Raw genomic sequence first — 20503 nt, 5'->3', positions numbered from 1 at the left:
AAGATCGATCTAGTAGCTACTGAAAAACCAGCCTCAAGCAGTACAACACTAGAACCTGAATATTATCGAGACAGGCTAAGCCTTAGATAAGGCATATCATGATCACTGGATAGAATCTTAAATAAAGATAGAGATCTAATGCCATACTTGTTATGTCTTCAGAGATTTCTTAAGAAAATATTGGTATGTAAACATAATGTGAGTAGATATCTAACCAGAGTTATGAAGAAACTCTATCTAGCATGGAGGAGGGGTATATAGAAAGAAATATAATTCTCTCCCAATACTCGAATCCTCACTATCTGAAGCAAGCTCTCAGAATCCGTTGAAGAGATCGAGAGAGAGCAGACACGGAAAAATAGATATCACCACAAGCAGAACCTAGGAGAAGATATAGAATCAAGAATCCATAGCAGCTGAGAGCTGGTAAAACACTTAGCATCATATTAAAAGAGCTTTTAGAGATTCAAGTTAAGCAAAATAGATCTCCTAAGAACAATAGATCTTCACAGCCCTAATACGTATAACTCTTCTGCTATGATCAGCATTAAGATCTTTCCTGTGAAGATGTAGAATCTGAAGTAGAAGAATACAAGAGATGTATCCGAGATCGCGGAGATTCATTAGAATGCTAGGAGATCGATCGAGAGACATAGATACCAAGCTACTCAGATTCTAACAACTTTATCCCACATTTAAATGTGGGATTTTGTAATAATCTACCTAGGGAGTTGAGGAGTAGTATTTTGACTAGGCGGGAGGAGGCAGAGTATCTGCTTGAGCGGTCTAGAAAGTTTTTTCGAAACCGCTATTATTCAGATTGATCGAGGATTCTATGATCTTGCAGCTTTCAGTCTTGAACAGTCTATCCAGCTATATCTAGAAGCATATCTCCTCAGACTAGGAGTTGATTATCAGAGGACGCATAGTGTGAGGAAGCTTCTAGAGCTGATAGGCAATCTCTCTGGACGGGAGGAGGTTAAAGAGCTTTTGCTAAGATACGCTGTGGAGATAGGCTCGTTAGAAGATGCTTATATCACATCTAGGTATACTGGTAGAGATTATTCTCGTGAAGAAATTGAAAGATTGAAAGAAACTGTAGAGGAGATCATGAATGTCATTAGAGGAATTCTTGATAAGAGAAGCTAAACGTAGAGCTGAGATATTCAGTAACCTGGACAAATATCTGAGAAAGATTGCTGAGATAGTCGCAAGTCTAGATCCTGATGCAGAGGTCTATCTATTCGGTAGCGTTGCGGAGAATAAGCATCTGCTTTCAAGCGATATAGATGTTCTAGTAGCAACCAGGATCAGCCCAGGAGAAGTTCTTGCAAGACTTTGGAGAGAAGAGATAAAAGACCTCTTCGAGATCCACGTGATAACATCAGATATGCTTGATATATACAAGAAAAGAACGAAACTTATAAAGATAAGCTCCGCAGATAATCTATGAATACTTGCTTCACGCGGATACCTTCAAAATACTATGCAAGTATCAAAAGACATTTATAAGCTCTTTTCAATAATCCTCTGAATTGTTTTATCTTGATGCACAAAAGAAGATTTATAAGCATTTTAATAAAATACTCTGTGAGGTGCTTCTATGCACCAATGGATCTAAGGATAAGGCCCTCTATAAGGGCCTCACAAAGAGAGGATCTCGTACCTGAATATTGGTATAATATACTCCCAGACCTTCCAAAACCACTGCCACCACCCCGTCTGCCCGACGGCTCGATACCGCCGAGATCTATGTTTGAGAGACTGTTTCCCAAAGCACTTGTTGATCAGGAGATGAGTTCTGAGAGATATATCAAGATCCCCTACGAAGTTAGAGAAACCCTGATAAGACTTGGAAGACCGACACCACTGATAAGAGCTGTCGGGCTAGAGAGATTTCTCGGAACACCGGCCAGGATTTATTATAAGTATGAGGGTGCTCTTCCAACCGGTAGTCATAAGATCAATACGGCGGTAGCCCAGATCTACTATAACAAGATTGAGGGTATAGAGAGAGTCTCCACAGAAACAGGCGCTGGACAGTGGGGGTCTGCATTAGCTCTCGCAGGAGCTCTCTTCGGCGTTAAGGTCAGGGTTTTCATGGTTAGATCCAGCTATAATCAGAAGCCTTATAGAAGAGTTCTCATGGAGCTCTACGGTGCCGAGGTGATCCCAAGCCCCTCTACTCTGACAAGATTTGGGAAAGCCGTTCTTGAAAAAGATCCCGACAGTCCTGGAAGTCTCGGTATAGCCATATCGGAAGCCATTGAAGATGTTCTCTCGAATGAGAAGGCTAGATATAGTCTTGGGAGTGTTCTCAATCATGTGCTTCTTCATCAAACGATCATAGGCTTAGAAGCTAGGAAACAGCTAGAAGAGATAGGAGAAGAAGAACCCGACTACGTAGTTGGTAGTGTGGGAGGAGGCTCTAACTTCGCTGGACTATCCTACCCATTTATCCACGACAAGCTGAAGAGCAGATCGAAGACGAAATTCATAGCTGTTGAGCCGAAAGCATGTCCTTCTCTCACTAGAGGTGTATACACATATGATTATGGTGATACAGCAGGATTAACACCGATGCTTAAGATGTATACTGTTGGACATAGGTATAGAGTTCCACCTATTCACGCAGGCGGTCTAAGATATCATGGTGACGCTCCATCCCTCTGCCTCCTTGTTAATGAGAAAATCATAGATGCCGTAGCATATCACCAGACAGAAGTCTTCGAAGCTGGCAGGATCTTCGCTATGAGCGAGGGCGTGGTGCCAGCACCTGAAAGCGCGCATGCTGTGAAGGCTGTAATAGATATAGCTCTTGAGGCTAAGAGGAAGAATGAGAAGATTGTAATCCTCTTCAACCTGAGTGGACACGGACTTCTAGATCTCCAAGGCTACAAGGAATATCTAGAAGGAAGTATGCAGAATTATGAACCGGAGGTGATAGACCTATCATACCTGCCAAAACTCAGCGAATAACTCAAAGTGGGATTAGTCTGAAGATCTTCTACGCAGATCCAGAGGATCTGAAGCCTCATGAAGAGAGCATATACGAGAGGATCCAGCAGGTAAGACTCTCACTCGTCAGGACAGGGGTTTTAAGAAGACCTCTAATAGTTGATGAGAAGACGGGAGTTATAATCGATGGAACTCATAGATATGAGGCTCTGAAGAGGATTGGCGCTTGTAGAATACCGGTAGTGGGTGTTGACTATCTATCTGAAGACGAGGTGAGGATCGCCAGCTGGGTTAGAGTGTATATATTAAAAAAGAGTCTAGATGCGGATAGCCATAACATATCAGATCTATTAGCTGGGGTAAGCGGAGATGACATGAATATGAGTAGAGTAGGTAGGACTCTAATCATCTCTATCAATACAGGAGATCCTCAGAAGATCTATAGAGAGATAGCTTTTCTAGAGAAAAACCCAGCTTTCATGTACAAAGTGGATCGAGTTATATATCGTTCAAGAATTAACCATCTAGAGCTCAGCAGAACTCCAGCGATAGCGTTAATCCTCCCTCCTCTGGGTAAGGAAGATGTGGTGAAAGCCGGTCTAAGCAGGAAACCTTTTCCACCGAAATCAACTAGGCATCTAACAATTCTTAAGAGGCTAGAACTGAGAATACGTGTCAAGGAGCTGACAGGTGGCTCATGCCCATAGCTGATCCATGCTTCTAGAAGTTCTAGAGGCAGTCCACCTCTTTCTACCCTCCTTCAATACCAGCAGTAATTCCTCATAGCTCATCCGATACAAAAGGTTTCTGAATAAGATCCTCAGCTCATGCTATTCTGAAGATACGGTAATTCTCAAGTTTTATCGATAGAATAGTGATAGAGTGACTGGCGGAAGCTATAAAGGTTTTCATACAATTAGATTTTGGAGTGGTGTAATGAGCTATCTAGAGAAGATCAAACCATTAAGCGATGGGCAGAGTAGACTTATAGAAGCTTTGAAAGATGCGAGTGCAGAGGTTGTAGGAGTTTTCGGACCTACTGGGAGTGGTAAGAGTCTTATAACTCTACTCTATGGAATAGATCAGATCTCTTCAAACTCTTACGATAAGTTTCTCATAGTAAGACCTCTGATTAATATTCTCAGCGGAAGTAGTCTTAGCAGTGAGATTGGAGGAGGAGTTTTCAGAGAGATAGCATCACAATATCTCATAGATCTTGTTAGTCAATATGTTCCTAGAGATGTCGTAAGAGATCTCATTGAGAGAGAGAAGATAGTATTTATAGACCTCCACTACTTGAAAGGCAGATCCTTCGATAGATCTCTCATATTCATAGACGATGTTCAGAACATGCCCGCTGAGAGTGTTATAGAAACTCTCATCAGAGTTGGGAGTAACAGCAAGCTAGTGATAGCAGGAGATCCTGTGTTTCAAAAGCTTAGAGGTGTTGAGAAAGATTCATCAGCTATTGTAAGAGAGATCCTCATGAGCGAAGAGAAAGCTAGAGTAGTAGATCTAGGTATTAAAGATGTTGTGAGACAAGGAGCTAGAAAAGGTCTCAAATTATTAATAGAACTAAACCTCAGAAGCAGGAAAATGATAGATTCAGAGCTTAAAGTGCTAGACCTGATAAAAATACATGCTCCGGATGCTGATATAGTGACGGTAGTAGAATTAGCAGGTCTAAGAGATCAACATGGAATACCAAAAGATTCAGTACCAGACTTCCTAATAATAACCAAGACACCTGGAAGACTCATAGGAAGAGGAGGAGAGAGGATCCAAGCTATAGAGAAGGAGCTTGGAGGTCGCGTGAGAGGACTTGAACTATCTCTAGACTTCAAAGAATGGGTTAGAGCTCTCCACCCAGTATCATGGGTTTATAAGCATATTGAAGAAGTAGATTTCGCAGGACCTAATCTAAGGATCTCAGTAGATAAAGATGCTGCAGGAGCTCTCATAGGTCAGAAAGGATCTCATATAAGATACATAGACAGTCTTTTCAAATCTCTTCTCGGAGTAAGCGTTGTGGTAGAACAGATCGAGAGAAAAGAAGAGAAGGAGAAGAGGAGGAAGAAATAACCTGAGCATTAAGAAGATCTGTCTTCTAATAAATCCCATAGCAGGTCTAGGCGGAGAACCAGGTCTTAAAGGTAGTGATGAGATAGATGTTCTCAAGATACTATCCGAGGGATATAAGATGAGTTCTTACGATAGAGCGAGAAGATTTCTAGAAGCTCTCTCTAGAGAGAGGATCCAGGATCTCAGGATTTTAATACCTGAAGATCCTATGGGTTGTAGTATTGTTCGCGAGTACAAGGATCTATTCAGAGAGATAGAATGCGTAAAACTATACAGCAGATATGTAAATGGATTAAGCACGAGAGATCACACCATAGAATTTGTGAGAAACCACTCGAGAGATTGCGACCTCATATTATTCGTAGGAGGAGATGGAACAGCTAGAGATATTCTACAAGCCCTGAGAGAAGCCGGAGATCTCGAGAAACCTGTTCTAGGAATTCCAGCAGGCGTCAAGGTCTACAGCGGTGTTTTCGCTAGAAGTCCCGAGACAGCGGCTCGAGTTCTCTCACTATATATAGAGGGTTCTATCCCTCTCTCCAGAAGACCTGTTGTAGATGCTGACGAGAATTCTCTTAGGAGAGGATTTATAGAGCTTAAGAACTGGGGTTTTATGATGACTCCCTACTCTCTAGAGCTTGTACAGGATTCAAAATCTCCCATATCATACTACTGGGATCTTGATTATGAAGGTGTTGCAAGATATCTGGACGAGATATTTGAAAGCGATCCAGGATCTCTATACATAGTAGGTCCAGGAGGATCTCTTAAGAGGATATTCGAGTATCTTTCAATAGATAAGACAGCCTATGGTGTTGACGCTATATATAGGAAGAAGATCGTGGGTAGAGATCTCTCGAGGAGAGATATAGAGAGAATCGCACTAGAGTATAATAGGATACGTGTGATACTCACACCAATTCCCGGAACCAGATTTCTCATTGGAAGAGGGAATCAACAGATATCATCAGAGATCTTTAGAAGAAGCGGAAGAGAAGGACTTATACCAGTGGTAAGCATGAGCAAGCTAGGAGGATCTAATGTTCTCTACATAGACTCAGGAGATGAAGAAGTTGATAGAATGCTCTCAGGCTATGTAAGAGCTTTAACAGGATACAGAGAAGAACTTCTCATAAGACTGATCCCCGCAAGATATGTAGCATGATACCAGCGATTAACCTAGCTATTGCATATATCCCTCAGAACCCTAACACATTTCTGAGCGGGGTAGAAGCTCTATAGTGAGAATCATAGTTGATGAAAGAGAGAAAGGCTCTGGCGTTCCTGAGAACCTGGCTAGATTAGGAGCTTATATAGAGTATAGAATGCTTGAGACAGCAGACTACATATTCGAAGGAGGTGCTGTTGAGAGGAAGAAGGTAGAGGATCTTGTTAGAAGTGTTTTCGATAAAAGACTATTCGATCAGATGAAAAGAGCTGAGGAATTCGAGAAGATATATCTCGTAGTAGAAGGCTCTCCCGAGAGAATTAGAAAAACCACGGATAGATGGAAAGCTGTGTATGGAGCTCTAGCTCTAGTTCTTCAGCAGGGGAACATATCTGTTGTATACACCTCCAATCCCGAGGAGACTGCGTACATGATCTACTCTCTAGCCAGTATGAGAGGTAGAAGACTTAAGAGCATGATTCCTAGAAAGAGTAGGAAACCAGAGGATCTAGAGCTGAGAGAATGGCAGGAGTACATAGTTCAATGCCTACCCCATGTAGGACCTAAGACAGCGGTAAAGCTACTCTCAACATTTGGAAGTGTTCAGAGAATATTCAACGCATCAGCTTCAGAGCTCAGCAGGGTTGAAGGTCTTTCAGAAGAAAAAGCTCAGGAGATTGTATGGATTATAAGAAGTCTCTACGATCCTAAGAAGAGTCTTGGAAGAGATCTCTTGAGCGAGTTCTAGCTCTGAGCAACTCCTACTTATACGAGATCCTAAGTCTAGATCCGCACACAGGACATCTATCCGAGTACTTATAAGTTTTAAAACCGCATACATCGCATACATAGATCTTAATCCTCCCACCTCCTCTAACAACTCTCTTAATACTCACGCACTCTATACCAATAGCTCTTGCAAGTCTATGAACAAAAGAATCATCAGAATATATTATAGGCTTGAAACCGCTTCTTCTAAGCTCGTATGCTAGAGCAACAATCTTTAGATCTACATCTGATAGAGCTTCCTCAAAATCCTTCTCCGCAGCAATCCTCCTAACCTCCTCAATAGAGCTTCTCGGAGGAGAATCTATCCTGATCCTCCCAGCCTCAATCATGTTTTCAAGACCTCTCCTCGAATCCTCATCTAAAACCTCTTCAACAGCTTCTGGAACAGTCCATAGCTCGCCGTAAGAGCTCAGAGCCTGAGCTATGAATAATCCTGCGGTGTCGAGAACGATAGCTTTCTTCACTTCTATCTCCTCTCAAAAATCTTCTCATATATACTCTCATCTCTGTGAAATCTTATAATCCTCACAGGATGAGGATATTTGGATATCTTCACAGACTCTCCCGGAGCAATAGGGATCTTCACACTACCATCTATAACGATCTCGGCGGGAATAGAATCCTTTCTAACCATGATTCTAACAATACTATCTATAGGTAGAACAACAGGTCTAACCCATAGATTTATAGGTAGCAGAGGTGTGATCACCATAACAGGTAGTGAGTGATCTACTAGAGGACCTCCGGCTGCTAGAGAATATGCTGTAGATCCTATAGATGTTGAAACTATGACACCATCTCCCTCGAGAGAGTATATGAGAGCATCATCCTTATAAACGGTGCATCTTAAAACTCTGGATCTTATGTATTCTACAGATGGTGTGACTAGAATCTCATTTATAGCAGGTGGTGTTCTTATACTTCTATCCTCGATCTCAGCATAGATCCTCTCATAACTTCTTATAACATACCTCCCGTTAAAAAGATCCTCTAGTCTGGACTCGACCTCTATAGGAGATACATCGAGTAAAACTCCTCTCCTCCCCATTCTAACAGTCATTATAGGTATAGATCTCTCTCCAAGCTTGTGGAGAAGCTTTATAAGAGTTCCATCACCTCCGACGACAACGATGAAATCCAGATCTAAATCCCTCAGATCAGAGATCTTGAACCTGCTCATGTCAATCTCACCAGCAAACTCGCTATCAAAGAATACATCCCAACCTCTCGAAGAGATCATCTCAGCAATTTTAATACTTAGATCCCTGGCAACACCAACACCCTTCTTAAAATATATACCGGCTTTCAAACCCGGAACACTCCCATATATATCCTTGTTTTAGAAAAACAAATCAACTCACATAAGATCCTAGACTGGTTTTCATCGCTGGCAAAATAATGAGATCTCTATGAGTAATGATAATCCTAGAATGAGATCCTTCCACTATACCTATGTCTTTTAACATCCTCTTCTTCAAGCGGTTTTCTGAGTATAAAGAGTTTCTCATGATATATGAGAAGAAATCTTCTATCTTTCAATCTACTCCACACCTCTCTCGTTGTTTTCATCTTATGCTGTATCTTTATCACCTCCTCCTTCAGCAGGAATCCTGCTCTTAGAAATACTTGAAGCACATAGTGAGATACAGGTACATAGTGCTCTCGAATCCTTGTATCTCCTATGAGAACTCCTAGATAGCCTCCTCTCTTCAATCTTCTATAGAGTTCTCTAGCGATCTCACTCATAAGTTCTAGATAGTTTTCTAAAGATCTAGATCTCGATAGATCTCCTTCAACCTCGTTTTTAGAAGTATACCTAATAATATTCCAGTATGGAGGATGCATTAATATCAGGTCTATTGAATCATCTTCTAGAAGAGAAAGGTTTCTAGCATCACCATGATAGATCCTGGACCAAGTCTTCTTAATATTCTCCACCTCCTCAGGTTCTTCCGAACCCTCCCACCTCCTAGCACTCTCCTCCAACCAGTAGAGTCTGTGAAGTGACAGGATCACAGCATCATAGCTTATATCCACCCCAATACAATTCCTCCCGAGAATCCTAGCTTCAACACATGTGGTTCCGGAACCTATCATAGGATCTAAAACAATTTCTCCAGGTCTTGTATACATCTCTATAAGAGCTCTAGGTATTTGAGGAGCCCAGTTACCCCTATAATCACCTCTATGAGTAGCCCAAGAACCTCTAGAGGGAAAGCTCCACACAGTTGTAGAAATATCTGTAAGCTCCTTCTCAGAAGGCTTAAACCTCTTAACAGTGATAGGTCTTAGCATAATCTCCTGATCATCTACAACCACAGAGCTATGCTTAGAGATGTACCCTAGATACTCTTCATAACCAACCTCACGCAATTAAAACACCAGATCTCTATCTCTAATACCATCCCACTACTAATACTATGGACAACCTATTATACGAAAAGAGAGATCATGAGAGCAAAAACTTGCTGGCATTGGTGCTCCTGTTCTTCATAATGTTTTAACCATCTAAGAAATGCCTCATCTCTTTACAGGATCTTATAATTCTTCACATTACTCTCTAGAGCAAGCGATCCTGAAAGCTATGATATATGATTAACCGGGGAAGCTAACCTATAGATCTAGGTTGAAGCTGAGCTCTTCATACTCCATCTGCTTGATACGCTTCTGAGGATTCTTAGAACATTCTCATGCGAGATCTTCCTAAGATCATTATCACCAAAACCTTTCTCGGCAAGCTTATCTATTATAACTCTTAGATCTCCCGCATCTCTAATACCTTCAGGGGTTGTTTCTATACCGAAGAGATCTGATCCTATAGCTATAACATCTGAACCGAATCTCTGCCACACATCTAAAATATGGAGAATCAGATCATCTATACTCTCACTACCACCAATAGTAGATCTTATCAGTGTGAAACCTATTACACCACCACTTCTCTTAATACCCTCTATAATCTCATCATCTATATTCCTTCTATGAGGCTTCCGCCCATGATAATTAGAGTGAGAAGCTATCACAGGCTGCTTAGATATGCTCAGAACATCTAAAGCTGTTCTCCTACTCGAATGAGATACATCTATGACAACTCCGAGCTTGTTCGCTAGAGAGACAAGTCTTTCTCCAGCTTCTGTAAGTCCGTAATCCTTATTAGAAGTGCATGATGCTCCATACTTGTTATCGTAGTTCCATGTGATCCCGAGAGCTCTCACTCCTAATCTGAATACTATCTCTAGATCATCCGGATTTGCCAGAGGATCTGCTCCCTCGAGAGATATTAGAAATCTGATCTTATCATCCCTATCAAAGAACTCTAGATCTCTACCCTCATACACTATCTCAATATATCTTCTATACTCCTCCGAAAGCCTGTAGTATATCTTCAGCTGTTCAAACAGATTATCTAATCCTGTGAAAATATTAGACCTGGGAGAAGCTCTCTCCCCATAGAGTTTTCCAGAGATCTCTCCAAGCCTGGGATCCCATGTTTCAAGAGCTGGAAATAAGGCTGAGAAGATCAGTTTCACACCACCTCTCATGTATTTTGGGATATCACCATGCCTCCCAGGTATGTCTCTATCAAAATCTCTCACGAGATCTCTATCTCCTCTCTGAAGAAAATATGCTATGTCTTCATGAAGATCTGCTATCGGATACCCGGGATCTCTCAATCAAGACCCTAGATAGATTCTCTTTTAGAAGCATTTATCCTTCTATTCCTTTATATGTATAAGGTGTTCTAACTCGAGCGAGGAAGAGGTTAAGAAATACCTTAAAGCTGGTAGCATAGCGAGTAGTGTGATGAGAGAAGCTATCTCAATGATAAGACCGGGAAAATTGATCTATGAGATAGCTGAGAAGATCGAGAGCAGAATAACAGAGCTTGGAGGAAGACCAGCATTTCCCGTCAACATATCTATAGCTAATGAAGCAGCTCACTACACACCAGTTATCAGAGATCCTAAGAAGATACCTGAATCAGGTGTTGTAAAAATAGATCTAGGAGTTCACGTAGACGGCTACATAGCTGACATGGCTAGAAGCGTGGATCTAGATGGAAGATTCGAGAGACTTGTCAGAGCAGTTGAAGACACTCTAGAAAGAGCTATAGAGAGAATATCAGTAGGAGTACCTGCGAGAGAGGTGGGAAGAATAATAGAAGCAACAGCCAGAAGCCATGGATTTAAAGTTGTGAAGAATCTCAGTGGACATAAGATGGAGAGATATAATCTTCATGCAGGTTATAACGTTCCCAACTTCTCAGATCCTCTCGTCTTCTGGAAGTTTACCAATGGAAGTGCATACGCTATAGAACCCTTTCTCACAACAGGTTCTGGAATGGTTTCCGAGGATAGGAAAGTGGTAACCATATACAGCCTCAGAAGCTTGAAAGGATCTCTTGATGAGAGAAGTAGAGAGATTCTAAGCATTGTAGAGAGAAGATTCTCGAAACTCCCATTCTGCGGAAGATGGATTAAAGATGTTCACCCGGATCCCGATGGTATTCTGAGAGAGCTCTACAGTAGAAGAATCCTCCACGGATACCCGGTACTGCTAGACATCCCAGGATCTCAGGTTGCTCAGGCTGAGGATACTATAGTTATATTCGAGGGTCAGGTTATAGTGACTACGAGAGAGGGTTCTAGTTTTAGAACTATGTGACTTGTTTCGCAGGTTCTAAAGGCAATTCTTTATAAATAGCTTCTAGTAGTTATTTATATGGTTTCAGAGGATGAGCCTAAAGATACTCCAGATCCCTGGAAGTCCTACAGGATCTTCTGATTGGACTACTATAGCGTGGATTATTGTAACATTGTTCTGGATTCTTCTTCTATTCACAGACCTACTTGATAGATCGAGAATTATGAGATATGATAGATTCATTAGAATCAAACTTGCAACACTAAGTAAAATGGCTCAAGAAGCTAGAAGTGCTTCTGAGAAGTATCTCTCAAACCTAGGAGTTCGAGAGCCTAGAAAGATAGTTGATAACTTCATAGGAAACTTCTTCCTAATAGAACCCGTCTCTATAGAGCCTACTGATATTATAAAAAGACTTTCTCATCTCATAAGAGTTAGAGATAACAAGATCAGAAGCTATGTTGATCAGGTGCTTCCGGATAATGTAGATAGAGCTAAGAAGATGAACCTCGCAGTACTTCTAGAGATAAACTGGGTTTTAGACCTCTACTACAGATATATAAGACATCTATATCTCTTCAGCAGAAAACACAACAACTGGATACTTCTAATGCAGCTAGCAATGGTTCTGCCAGTAATATTGAAAGAGTTAGAAGCTTTCAAAAACGCTGTAGAACCTTTCTCAAAAGGAATACCCGTAGGAGATTCCGCAGGCCCTATGGTGGTGTCAATGCTAGCACCACATGCTGAGAGAAAACCCATCGAGGAGGAGACAGTCTATAGCGAGGTAGATTTTGAGAATAGAAAGCTATACCTGATAAAAGCTGAGGGACCTGGAGGAACTGTGGGAAGACCTGGAGAAGCTCTGAGAATATTAATAGAAAGACTTGAGGGTAAGATTTCAAGAGTGATCACAGTTGATGCAGCTCTGAAGTTTGAAGGCGAAGAATCAGGAGAAGTTGCAGAAGGAGTTGGTGCTGCTATAGGAGATCCAGGTCCTGAGAAGATCTCTATGGAGAGAGTTACTGCAAAATATAATATTCCTCTTGATGCTGTTATCATTAAGATGAGCTCTAGAGAGGCTATCACGGAGATGAGTAAGGAAATATATGAAGGTGTTAAGAAAGCTGCTGAGAGAGTTAAAGAGATCATAAGAACAAAGGTTCCTCCAGGTGGCGTGGTGATAGTAGTAGGTGTTGGGAATACCGTGGGTGTGGTATGAATGAATCTGGTATTATTGCAAATCGATACAGGAACTATACTGATGATTCTTATAATTATAATGCTGATAGCAATGATACTACCAAACCTGCTGAGATCTGGTGAAGAGAAGAAAACATCAAAACCAAAGGTATACACAGAGCTCTCATGCGTGAAAGAAGATTATAGTGAGACAAGAGAATTCGTGCCAGGAGATTATGTGGGAAGAATCTTTGAAGAGAGGAAATGTCCTAAATGTGGTTCTCCCATGTATGTGAAAGGAATCTACGCAGTATATCCCGAGGATAGAGAGCGGAGAGAAGAGAAAAAACTGAGAAGCGAGTTGCAGAGCGCTGAAGCTGGATCTAAGACTTAGACTCTGTGTTTCTTGAGGAAGTATTCGTAATGCTTCCTATATATCTCGCTATTTCTAATCTTCTCAATCAACTCTCTACTTCTTCTATACTTAACCTTCTCACCAACTCTTCCAGGACCGTAGAGCTTCTCATATTCCTCGAAGCTCATTGAATACTTCTTCATAACATGATCTCTGTAGAGATCTGGGAGTACATTGAACGCGCAGAATGGTATAATCCTTCCATCAGGTGATGTATAGTGTATATCACATCTCATAACTCTCTGAACATCATAATTATACTGATCCATGAAGTGCATCATTCCCAGGAAGAGGAATTTATAGTGGAACTCTCCTAAAGCTTCATAACTCTGCTTCGTGAATATATCTAGCAGAAGTTTTGGAAGCAGCTTCTTAAGATCTCCAGGCACATGTTTCCACTCAATATATCTTGTTATCATGCTGAGAAGTATCTTAGCTCCTACAACAGCTCTACTACCTCCGCTCTTCAGATCCTCACTCTTATCTCTTAGATATTCTAGGAATCCTTCTATATCAACCATCTTACCCAGAGGTATGAATCTGAAGTCATAAGGATTAGAACTACCTCTTCTATCAACATAAACGTAGGTGCCGGCACCACAGTGTGGATGTGTTGTAAGCTCGAACTTAAATGATTTAGATAATGCTTCTATGAATTCTGATATAGGTATGCATGCTGGTATTGGATACCATTGATTTCTATCGATCTCTCCATCAGTCTGCTCTTCTATTCTCATTATAGCATCGGCTATTGTAATTCTATACTTCTCTCTTTCAAATCTCTTCATCATACCTGTAAGACTTACAGGCTGGAAGTTCACAGATCTCACGATATCCATGTTCATTGCAGCGAATCTTATTATATCTCCAACCTCATGATCGTTAACAGTTCTTATTAGAACTGGCACCAGCACTACGCTAGTCATCCCAGCTTTTCTGAATACCTCGAAAGTGAATGGAACTTCAAAGTGGTTCTTAGGATTAGTATTTGGAGTGACACCGTCGAAGCTCATATATATGGTGTTAACACCGTTCTCTCTAAGAGTCTTAGCATAAGCCACAGCTTTCTCAGGATCCTCCCAGTATAATCTTGCGAATTTAATCCCGTGAGTATTAAGCTGGAGATGTGTTATACCCATTTCTCTGAGAAGCTTTATTATCTCCGGAAGATCTTCTCTGAGAGTAGGTTCTCCACCGGTAATCTGGATCACAATAGGCACACCCTGCTTCATAAGCTGTGAAACCATGTATTTTATCTGATCTAGTGTAGGCTCGTACACGAAACCACTTCTCTCAGCAAAGAAGAAGCAGTACCAGCAATCTAGATCACATCTGTTAGTGACAACAAGATTAGTAAGCGCCGAGTGACTCTTATGCATAGGGCATAGACCACAATTATAGGGGCACGGTGCTGAGAGCTCTACATAAGCGTATCTAGATCCTCTCCCTTCTCGAGCCATGGAGAGGAATCTATAGTAAAGCTTTGAATCTCCGAAGTAGAGCTCGTCTATGGTTCCATGTTCTGGACATGTTTTTCTGATATATATCTTCTCACCTTTCTCATAGATGATGGCGGGTAGAAGTCTCTGACAGTACGGGCATATGCTTTGGGTGACTCTCACTATCTTCTCATTCTCAGGATCTATTCTAGGAAGAGGACCTCCAACTCTTATACTTCTCCCGGCAATTTTAACAGTCTTCGTAGCCTCATCATAAGACCCTGGCGCTGGAAGGATTCTTGTTGCGGGAATGCCCGGGCTTCTTGAGCTGTCTTCCAGCTCAGGTGATTTAAGCATTCTTTCAACACCCATCGGAGAAAATGTTATTCTGAAAGTCTTATAAGTATCTCCTATATATAATGTGTAGAGGTTTTTATATGTATTAAGACTTCTTCTAATGATATCATGGATCTTTTTAAGAGATCTTAGGAATCAATGCTAGAAATGCTGGAACCCTCTCCTCTCAATAATCTTCTTCTTATGATAAACTTCTAAACCTCTCTTCTCAGATACGATCCCATAGATCTCTGCAGAAACTCCAGATCTTCTCAATTCTTTTACAAGATCTGAAGAACACGATGGATCTGCGGAGATTACTAGTTCAAACTCCTCGCCACCGTATAGAGCTTGCTCGATAGGGTCTAATCCTAGTCTTCTCGAGATCTCGAGAGCCTCAGGATCTACGGGTATCTCAGAGAGCTCTATAACATGACCTGAAGCTTCAGACATTAGATAGAGAGATTCAGCTAGCGAGTCTGAAACATCTACACAGCCTCTAATACAATCTCTAAATCTGATAATAATCTCATGAGCTTCAATTCTAGCTCTAGGTCTTGATGTAGCTCTTATAATGCTCTCGGGAATATCTCTTAGCTCTACCTCGTTTCTAAGATACTTAAGATAATATCTGTATGCGAGAGCTTGCAACCCGTAGCCTCCTGTGATCACTATATGATCACCTGGCATCCCACCTCTTCTCACAGGATCAACAGGTGTGAATCCTATGCATGCTACATCGATCCAGATATCCTTCTCAGCAGAATTCGTATCACCTCCCGCCAGATAACCTCCATAGACTTCCACAGCCTCGGCAACACCTCTCATTATATCAAGTCCTTCATCAATACTCATATCAGGTTTGAGACCTAGAGAAACCATATAAGCTGAAGGTCTCCCACCCTTAGATACGATATCACTAACACAAGCTGTAGCAGCCTTCCACCCGAAGTCTCTCCATGTATTCCAAGGATACTTGGAGTTATACGCTGAAAAACCATCTATCTTAAGTATAAGATATCCTCCGACATATGGTATTGCAACAGCATCATCACCGGGTTCTAGAGGACCCCAAACCCAGATCTTTTTAAAACTCTCGATAATATTTTTAATAAAACCTTTCTCACCAATATCACCGAGTCTCATTGAAAAACACCTTATATCTCTAACCAGGTTTTTCACAAGCTTTCAACGTCTTGATCCTGTCAGCCAGTAGCTCTATCTCTTCTCTAGTATTATAGAAGTGTGCTGAAACTCTTATAATACCAGGTCTTGCAGAAACTATTATCCTGTTCTTAGAAAGCTTATCAGCGATATCATAAGGATCTCTTGATCTGAATACTAGAATTCCTGAGGGTATTTCATCAGAGGTCACGATATCGCAATTGATCTCGTTAAGCTCATCATAAAGTCTTCTAAGAATCTTTCTCACATGACTTTCAAAATACTCAGGAGCTTTATACTCTAGTAGAAATCTTAGAGAAGCCTCTAACGCTGCAAAAGATATGAGAGATCCCGTGCCCCATTCAAGCTTAGACGCATCTCTAGCAGGTCTTAGATCCTCTATATCATATGGTTTTTCAAACATTTTCTCACCATAGATCTTAAGTCTGGCTATTGGAGAATCCTCAACTCCGAACCATCCTGAAAAACCTGGATTAAGATCCTCTATAACATCTCTCCTAGCATACACAAAACCTGCTCCATGAATACTCATAAGCCATTTATAGGATCCTGTCAGGTAGAAGTCTACATCATATCTCCTCACATCAACAGGTATGATCCCTGCCGAGTGGAAGCCGTCTACAATCACCAAAGCTCCATGATAATGTGCTTTCTCAGCAATCCTCCTAAGATCAAGTCTATAGCCATTTATCCATGAAACATGATCTATTAGAACCAGCCCAACATCATCATTTATAAGCTTCTCGATCTTCTCCTCCACATCTCTGCTTCCCAAGACTCTCGCGATAATAACATTTCTAACAAGACCAGCTCTTCTCATGGCATGAGCTGTGTAGACTGATGTAGGGAAGTTTCCATCGGCGACAACGATATCTTTAGATCTGTTGATTCTAAGAGATGAGAGAACAGAATTCAGACCGTATGTAAGACCTGGCACAGCTGCTATCTCCTCGGGAGATGCTTTTATAAGTTCTGCGAAGAGTCTCTTAGATCTCTCAATAGATTCAAGACCTTCAACCCAAGGTTCTCCAGATCTAAACCATTTCTCCGCGAATTCTTTGATTCTCTGGAGAGTATCTAGAGGTAGAGGACCTGCTCCTGCGTTGTCTAGGTATACATAGCCTTCTAAAACGATTCCTATCCTAGATCTAGCATTAGAACTCAAGATAGCACCAGATAAACTTCGGCTAGGAGGTATTAAAAAGTTCTACTGGATGTATATAGAAGGTTTCAGAGGAAGTGCTTGATTCTTTTTACCTCCTGGATCCGGAGCCTCGGGATCTCTATAGTAGTATATCTTAACATCAGCATCTGGATAGAGCTCTTTAATTCTAGAACTAAGTCTGCTGGCTAGAGTTCTTTCATCGAATGAATCTACTAGAGCTACTAGCTCTCTAAACTCTGCAGAGATCTTAGTAGCCTGCTCGAATATTTTTCTAAGCTTCTCAGCATAAGTTCTTCTACTACTCTCATCAACTCTCATGATATTTCTTCCTATGAACTCTCTCAACCCCTCTCTTCTCATAGAAGATTCAAGAGCTTCTCTCAGAAGCTGATAATCCTCTCCTCCGCTAGTGTAGAGGATTATTCTAGAAGGCTTGATACCTGTTAAAGAGATTATCTCTCTCAGATCTTCTATAACACTTTTTAGATACTCCTCTTCAAGTTCTCTAACAACATCTGTAAAACCTTTAATCTTCTCGAGATCTACGATCTCTCTAACAACAAAACTACTCTCGCCAAGTACATTCCTCCATATCTCCTCAGCTAGGTGTGGTGTGTATACTGAGAGAAGTTTAATCCACTCTCTAATAATATCTTTAAAACCTCTCCAAATACTTTCTCTCGAGAGAATCTCTGAGAAGTCGTTGAATATCTCAAAGAAGAGGATATTACCAGCTTCTCTAATTCTAAATCTTCTCAGAGCCTCATCAGCTTTTAAAATTCTTCTAGCAATTCTAGCAGCTATGAAAAGCTCTCTCTCATCAGGTTCATCTTTAAACCTCTTACTTCTCACAGCATATATCATGTCATAGAGCTTCTTCAGGTGGAAAGCTATGGAGTCTGCGGTGGAATCTCTGAAATCTAGATCCTGATCAACCTCTGAAGATATTGCGAGAGTAAGTCTAACAACATCTGAACTCTTATCCCTGATGGCTTTGAAGAGAGGAGTTATATTCCTCCTACTCTTACTCATCTTCTCTCCTTCTCTCAAAACCCATCCATGGACTAGTATCTTCTTAGGCCATAGATCTTCTGGGAATATAGCTGTGTGATTCATTATGAAGAAGAGTAGATGATTATTAGCTAGATCTCTTCCAGCAACTCTCACATCAAGAGGATACCAGTATAGAAATTCTCTTCTTAAACTCTCTAGATCTTCTAACCCTACTCTAATTCTAGACGCAATCCTACTAGGATCTCCTTCTCCCAGCATTATATAGGACCAGAACTCGTCATCAAGAGATCCTGGATCTATCTTAAGACTTCTGATTCTATGGATCACGGTGTAGAACGCCATATATATAGTTGAATCGCTTAAACTCTCTATAATCCACGAGGGATCCCATGGAAGAGGTGTTCCCAGACCTCTTGTTCTGGCGCAAGGCTTTTCTCTGAGACCTTCTATAAGTTCTCTCATGTGGTTCTTCATCTCTTCTGGGATAATCTCCATTCTATCTAGAGCTTTCAAACCATCTCTCTTCCAGGCAGGATCTGAATATCTTATAAACCACTGATCTTTTAAAACTTTAACAACTATTTCAGTACCACATCTACAGTATACCGGTGCATTGATCAATTCATATATTATATCTCCTCTACCTCTTTCTCTAAGAATCTTTGATATATTTTCTCTAGCTTCTGAAACTTTTCTTCCCACAATCAAGTTCTTCACAGATCTAATCAGATCTTCTTCCCCTGATAATATGTATCTATCGAGATCCATGTGCATAACTCCTGAGGTGAATTCGAGATTGTAAAGTTCTCTGGTAGCTTTCTCTAGAGCTTCCCTCTCTCTGCTACTTCTTATACCTAGTCTCTCAACAATCCATTTAGCGGGGAGATCTCTTACTCCTGGCAGATCTATTATCTTCCTAGGCTTGGGAGATCTCTCTAGATACTCTCTATATCTCTCAATTCTCATACTCTCCATGTAAGCGATATAATCATCAGGCGAGTGAGATGGAACGCTCATTACAACTCCTGTTCCAAAGCCTGGATCCACGAATGACGCTGGTATCACGTACACATGTTCTCCTGTGACTGGATTGATAACCTCTAAACCTTCGAGTTCTGATCCTTTGAAGCTTCTCAGGATCTCTATAGAATCTTTTTGATATATAAGTTTCTCATAAGCTTTTCTCGAGATAATCCATAGAGCTCCTTCTACAAGTACTTCTGCATACTCCGTATCAGGATTAACCCAGAGGTTTGTTACTGCGAAGACTGTCTCAGGTCTTAGTGTTGCTGTGGGAAGTATTCTACCTCTAGAATCTCTGAAGAATACTAGTGTGAATTCTTCGATCTCAGGATCCTTATCATCTTTAGTGTCATGACCTCCTACAGGCATTTGATGGAGAGGACACCAGCCTACAGGGTATGTTCCTCTAGATACATAGTTCTTCTCATATAATCTTCTGAACTGCCATCTTATGAAGCTCTGAAACTCGGGGTCTACTGTTGTGAACTCTCTTCTCCAATCGATTCCAAGTCCGAGCATTCTCATACTCTCTCTAGATACTCTATGGAAGTATCTTGCTAGCTCGAGAGGATCCTTCATTCTACTGATCTCATTCTCAGGAACTTCATAGAATTCTCTGAAAAGCTCTATAAGCTCCGAATCGTTTTTAGCAATAGATTCAGCCATGGTGAGTATAGGAGTACCCGTGTAGTGAAAACCCATGGGATAGAGAGAGTTATAACCTCTAGCTCTCATATACCTAGCAATCACATCAGCTAGGAGAAAGGATCTGGCATTACCAATATGAGTAGGAGAATTAGGATATGGGAATGCAGCAGTTATAAAGAACTTAGGCATGTCAGCCCTCGGATCCTCTTCATAGATCTTATTAGCATCCCATTCTCTCTGCCATTTAAAAGCTATGTTATTAAGCCATCTCACTATATCTTCTAAAATCTTCTCCTGAGCAGAGAATTAAACCCACCAGATAAAGTAGATATAATGAACTTAAATATCTTAATACCTTACACGGGCGGAGAGATTATTTCTAAAGTCTTCAGCCTTCTAAGGCTGCTCATGCCAGACTTCGGGCATAGGATTTCTAGATCTCTAGATAGAATCTC

18 protein-coding genes are annotated in these 20503 nt (G+C 41.0%); 10 read left to right on the top strand and 8 right to left on the bottom strand.

Going from position 1 to position 20503, the window contains the following annotated elements:
- Positions 1-777: 777 nt before the first annotated feature.
- The 7 genes from QXS89_05925 to QXS89_05895 all read left to right on the top strand — a co-directional run bounded on the left by QXS89_05925 (position 778) and on the right by QXS89_05895 (position 6956).
- Positions 778-1149 (top strand): HEPN domain-containing protein, encoded by a 372-nt coding sequence (locus QXS89_05925; GenBank protein ID MEM3831714.1) that lies wholly within the window; start codon positions 778-780, stop codon positions 1147-1149.
- Positions 1115-1453, top strand: a complete 339-nt coding sequence (locus QXS89_05920; GenBank protein ID MEM3831713.1) for a nucleotidyltransferase domain-containing protein — start codon at positions 1115-1117, stop codon at positions 1451-1453. The genes QXS89_05925 and QXS89_05920 overlap by 35 nt, the downstream gene beginning before the upstream one ends.
- Positions 1454-1611: 158 nt before the next feature.
- On the top strand, positions 1612-2979 hold the full coding sequence (locus QXS89_05915; GenBank protein MEM3831712.1) for a TrpB-like pyridoxal phosphate-dependent enzyme: 1368 nt from the start codon (positions 1612-1614) through the stop codon (positions 2977-2979).
- Positions 2952-3665 (top strand): ParB N-terminal domain-containing protein, encoded by a 714-nt coding sequence (locus QXS89_05910; GenBank protein ID MEM3831711.1) that lies wholly within the window; start codon positions 2952-2954, stop codon positions 3663-3665. Before QXS89_05915 ends, QXS89_05910 begins: the two co-directional genes overlap by 28 nt.
- A 175-nt stretch (positions 3666-3840) precedes the next feature.
- Entirely contained in the window at positions 3841-5040 is a 1200-nt protein-coding gene (locus tag QXS89_05905) for a PhoH family protein (protein MEM3831710.1), read from the top strand.
- Position 5041: 1 nt separating this feature from the next.
- Positions 5042-6205: an ATP-NAD kinase family protein gene (locus QXS89_05900; GenBank protein MEM3831709.1), complete on the top strand. Its 1164-nt coding sequence runs from the start codon at positions 5042-5044 to the stop codon at positions 6203-6205.
- Between the two features lie 76 nt (positions 6206-6281).
- Positions 6282-6956 carry an ERCC4 domain-containing protein gene (locus QXS89_05895; GenBank protein ID MEM3831708.1) on the top strand — a complete coding sequence of 225 codons (675 nt, stop codon included), beginning with the start codon at positions 6282-6284 and terminating at the stop codon, positions 6954-6956.
- 13 nt (positions 6957-6969) lie between these two features.
- Here the strand turns inward: QXS89_05895 and QXS89_05890 are convergent, their stop codons facing one another.
- The 4 genes from QXS89_05890 to QXS89_05875 all read right to left on the bottom strand — a co-directional run bounded on the left by QXS89_05890 (position 6970) and on the right by QXS89_05875 (position 10671).
- Complete coding sequence (locus QXS89_05890) at positions 6970-7461, bottom strand: hypothetical protein (GenBank protein MEM3831707.1); 492 nt, start codon at positions 7459-7461, stop codon at positions 6970-6972.
- A gap of 2 nt (positions 7462-7463) precedes the next feature.
- Positions 7464-8306, bottom strand: coding sequence for an NAD(+)/NADH kinase (locus tag QXS89_05885; protein ID MEM3831706.1), 843 nt, complete (start codon positions 8304-8306; stop codon positions 7464-7466).
- 116 nt (positions 8307-8422) lie between these two features.
- The gene (locus QXS89_05880) at positions 8423-9370 is read right to left on the bottom strand and encodes a DNA methyltransferase (protein ID MEM3831705.1); all 948 of its coding nucleotides are present in this window, start codon (positions 9368-9370) and stop codon (positions 8423-8425) included.
- 248 nt (positions 9371-9618) lie between these two features.
- Positions 9619-10671, bottom strand: a complete 1053-nt coding sequence (locus tag QXS89_05875; GenBank protein MEM3831704.1) for a dipeptidase — start codon at positions 10669-10671, stop codon at positions 9619-9621.
- Positions 10672-10723: 52 nt separating this feature from the next.
- On the opposite strand from QXS89_05875, the gene map reads away from it, so the two are divergent.
- The 3 genes from map (at position 10724) to QXS89_05860 (ending at position 13217) form a co-directional block, all read left to right on the top strand.
- Positions 10724-11662, top strand: coding sequence for a type II methionyl aminopeptidase (map, locus tag QXS89_05870; GenBank protein ID MEM3831703.1), 939 nt, complete (start codon positions 10724-10726; stop codon positions 11660-11662).
- Between the two features lie 70 nt (positions 11663-11732).
- Positions 11733-12863, top strand: a complete 1131-nt coding sequence (locus QXS89_05865; protein MEM3831702.1) for a DUF1512 domain-containing protein — start codon at positions 11733-11735, stop codon at positions 12861-12863.
- Positions 12864-13217, top strand: coding sequence for a hypothetical protein (locus tag QXS89_05860; protein ID MEM3831701.1), 354 nt, complete (start codon positions 12864-12866; stop codon positions 13215-13217). It abuts the gene before it with no gap.
- Here the strand turns inward: QXS89_05860 and QXS89_05855 are convergent.
- The 4 genes from QXS89_05855 to leuS all read right to left on the bottom strand — a co-directional run bounded on the left by QXS89_05855 (position 13214) and on the right by leuS (position 20321).
- Entirely contained in the window at positions 13214-15034 is a 1821-nt protein-coding gene (locus tag QXS89_05855) for a radical SAM protein (protein ID MEM3831700.1), read from the bottom strand. The two genes, QXS89_05860 and QXS89_05855, sit on opposite strands and share 4 nt — an antisense overlap.
- Positions 15035-15175: 141 nt before the next feature.
- Entirely contained in the window at positions 15176-16159 is a 984-nt protein-coding gene (locus tag QXS89_05850) for a thiamine-phosphate kinase (protein MEM3831699.1), read from the bottom strand.
- Positions 16160-16178: 19 nt separating this feature from the next.
- On the bottom strand, positions 16179-17363 hold the full coding sequence (locus QXS89_05845; protein MEM3831698.1) for an aminotransferase class V-fold PLP-dependent enzyme: 1185 nt from the start codon (positions 17361-17363) through the stop codon (positions 16179-16181).
- A gap of 42 nt (positions 17364-17405) precedes the next feature.
- Positions 17406-20321, bottom strand: coding sequence for a leucine--tRNA ligase (gene leuS, locus QXS89_05840; GenBank protein MEM3831697.1), 2916 nt, complete (start codon positions 20319-20321; stop codon positions 17406-17408).
- Positions 20322-20503 lie beyond the last annotated feature (182 nt).

This window comes from Sulfolobales archaeon (genome assembly GCA_038881635.1).
In the GTDB taxonomy this organism is placed as follows: Archaea; Thermoproteota; Thermoprotei_A; order Sulfolobales; family AG1; genus WYEN01.
The sequence above is the reverse complement of the archived record's forward strand: the minus strand, read 5'-3'. Positions and strand labels throughout refer to the sequence as shown.

Coding starts and splice junctions, on each gene's coding strand:
- QXS89_05920 (MEM3831713.1), top strand. CDS start 1,115: ATGTCATTAGAGGAATTCTTGATAAGAGAAGCTAAACGTAGAGCTGAG.
- QXS89_05915 (MEM3831712.1), top strand. CDS start 1,612: ATGGATCTAAGGATAAGGCCCTCTATAAGGGCCTCACAAAGAGAGGAT.
- QXS89_05865 (MEM3831702.1), top strand. CDS start 11,733: ATGAGCCTAAAGATACTCCAGATCCCTGGAAGTCCTACAGGATCTTCT.
- QXS89_05860 (MEM3831701.1), top strand. CDS start 12,864: ATGAATCTGGTATTATTGCAAATCGATACAGGAACTATACTGATGATT.
- QXS89_05855 (MEM3831700.1), bottom strand. CDS start 15,034: ATGCTTAAATCACCTGAGCTGGAAGACAGCTCAAGAAGCCCGGGCATT.
- QXS89_05850 (MEM3831699.1), bottom strand. CDS start 16,159: ATGAGACTCGGTGATATTGGTGAGAAAGGTTTTATTAAAAATATTATC.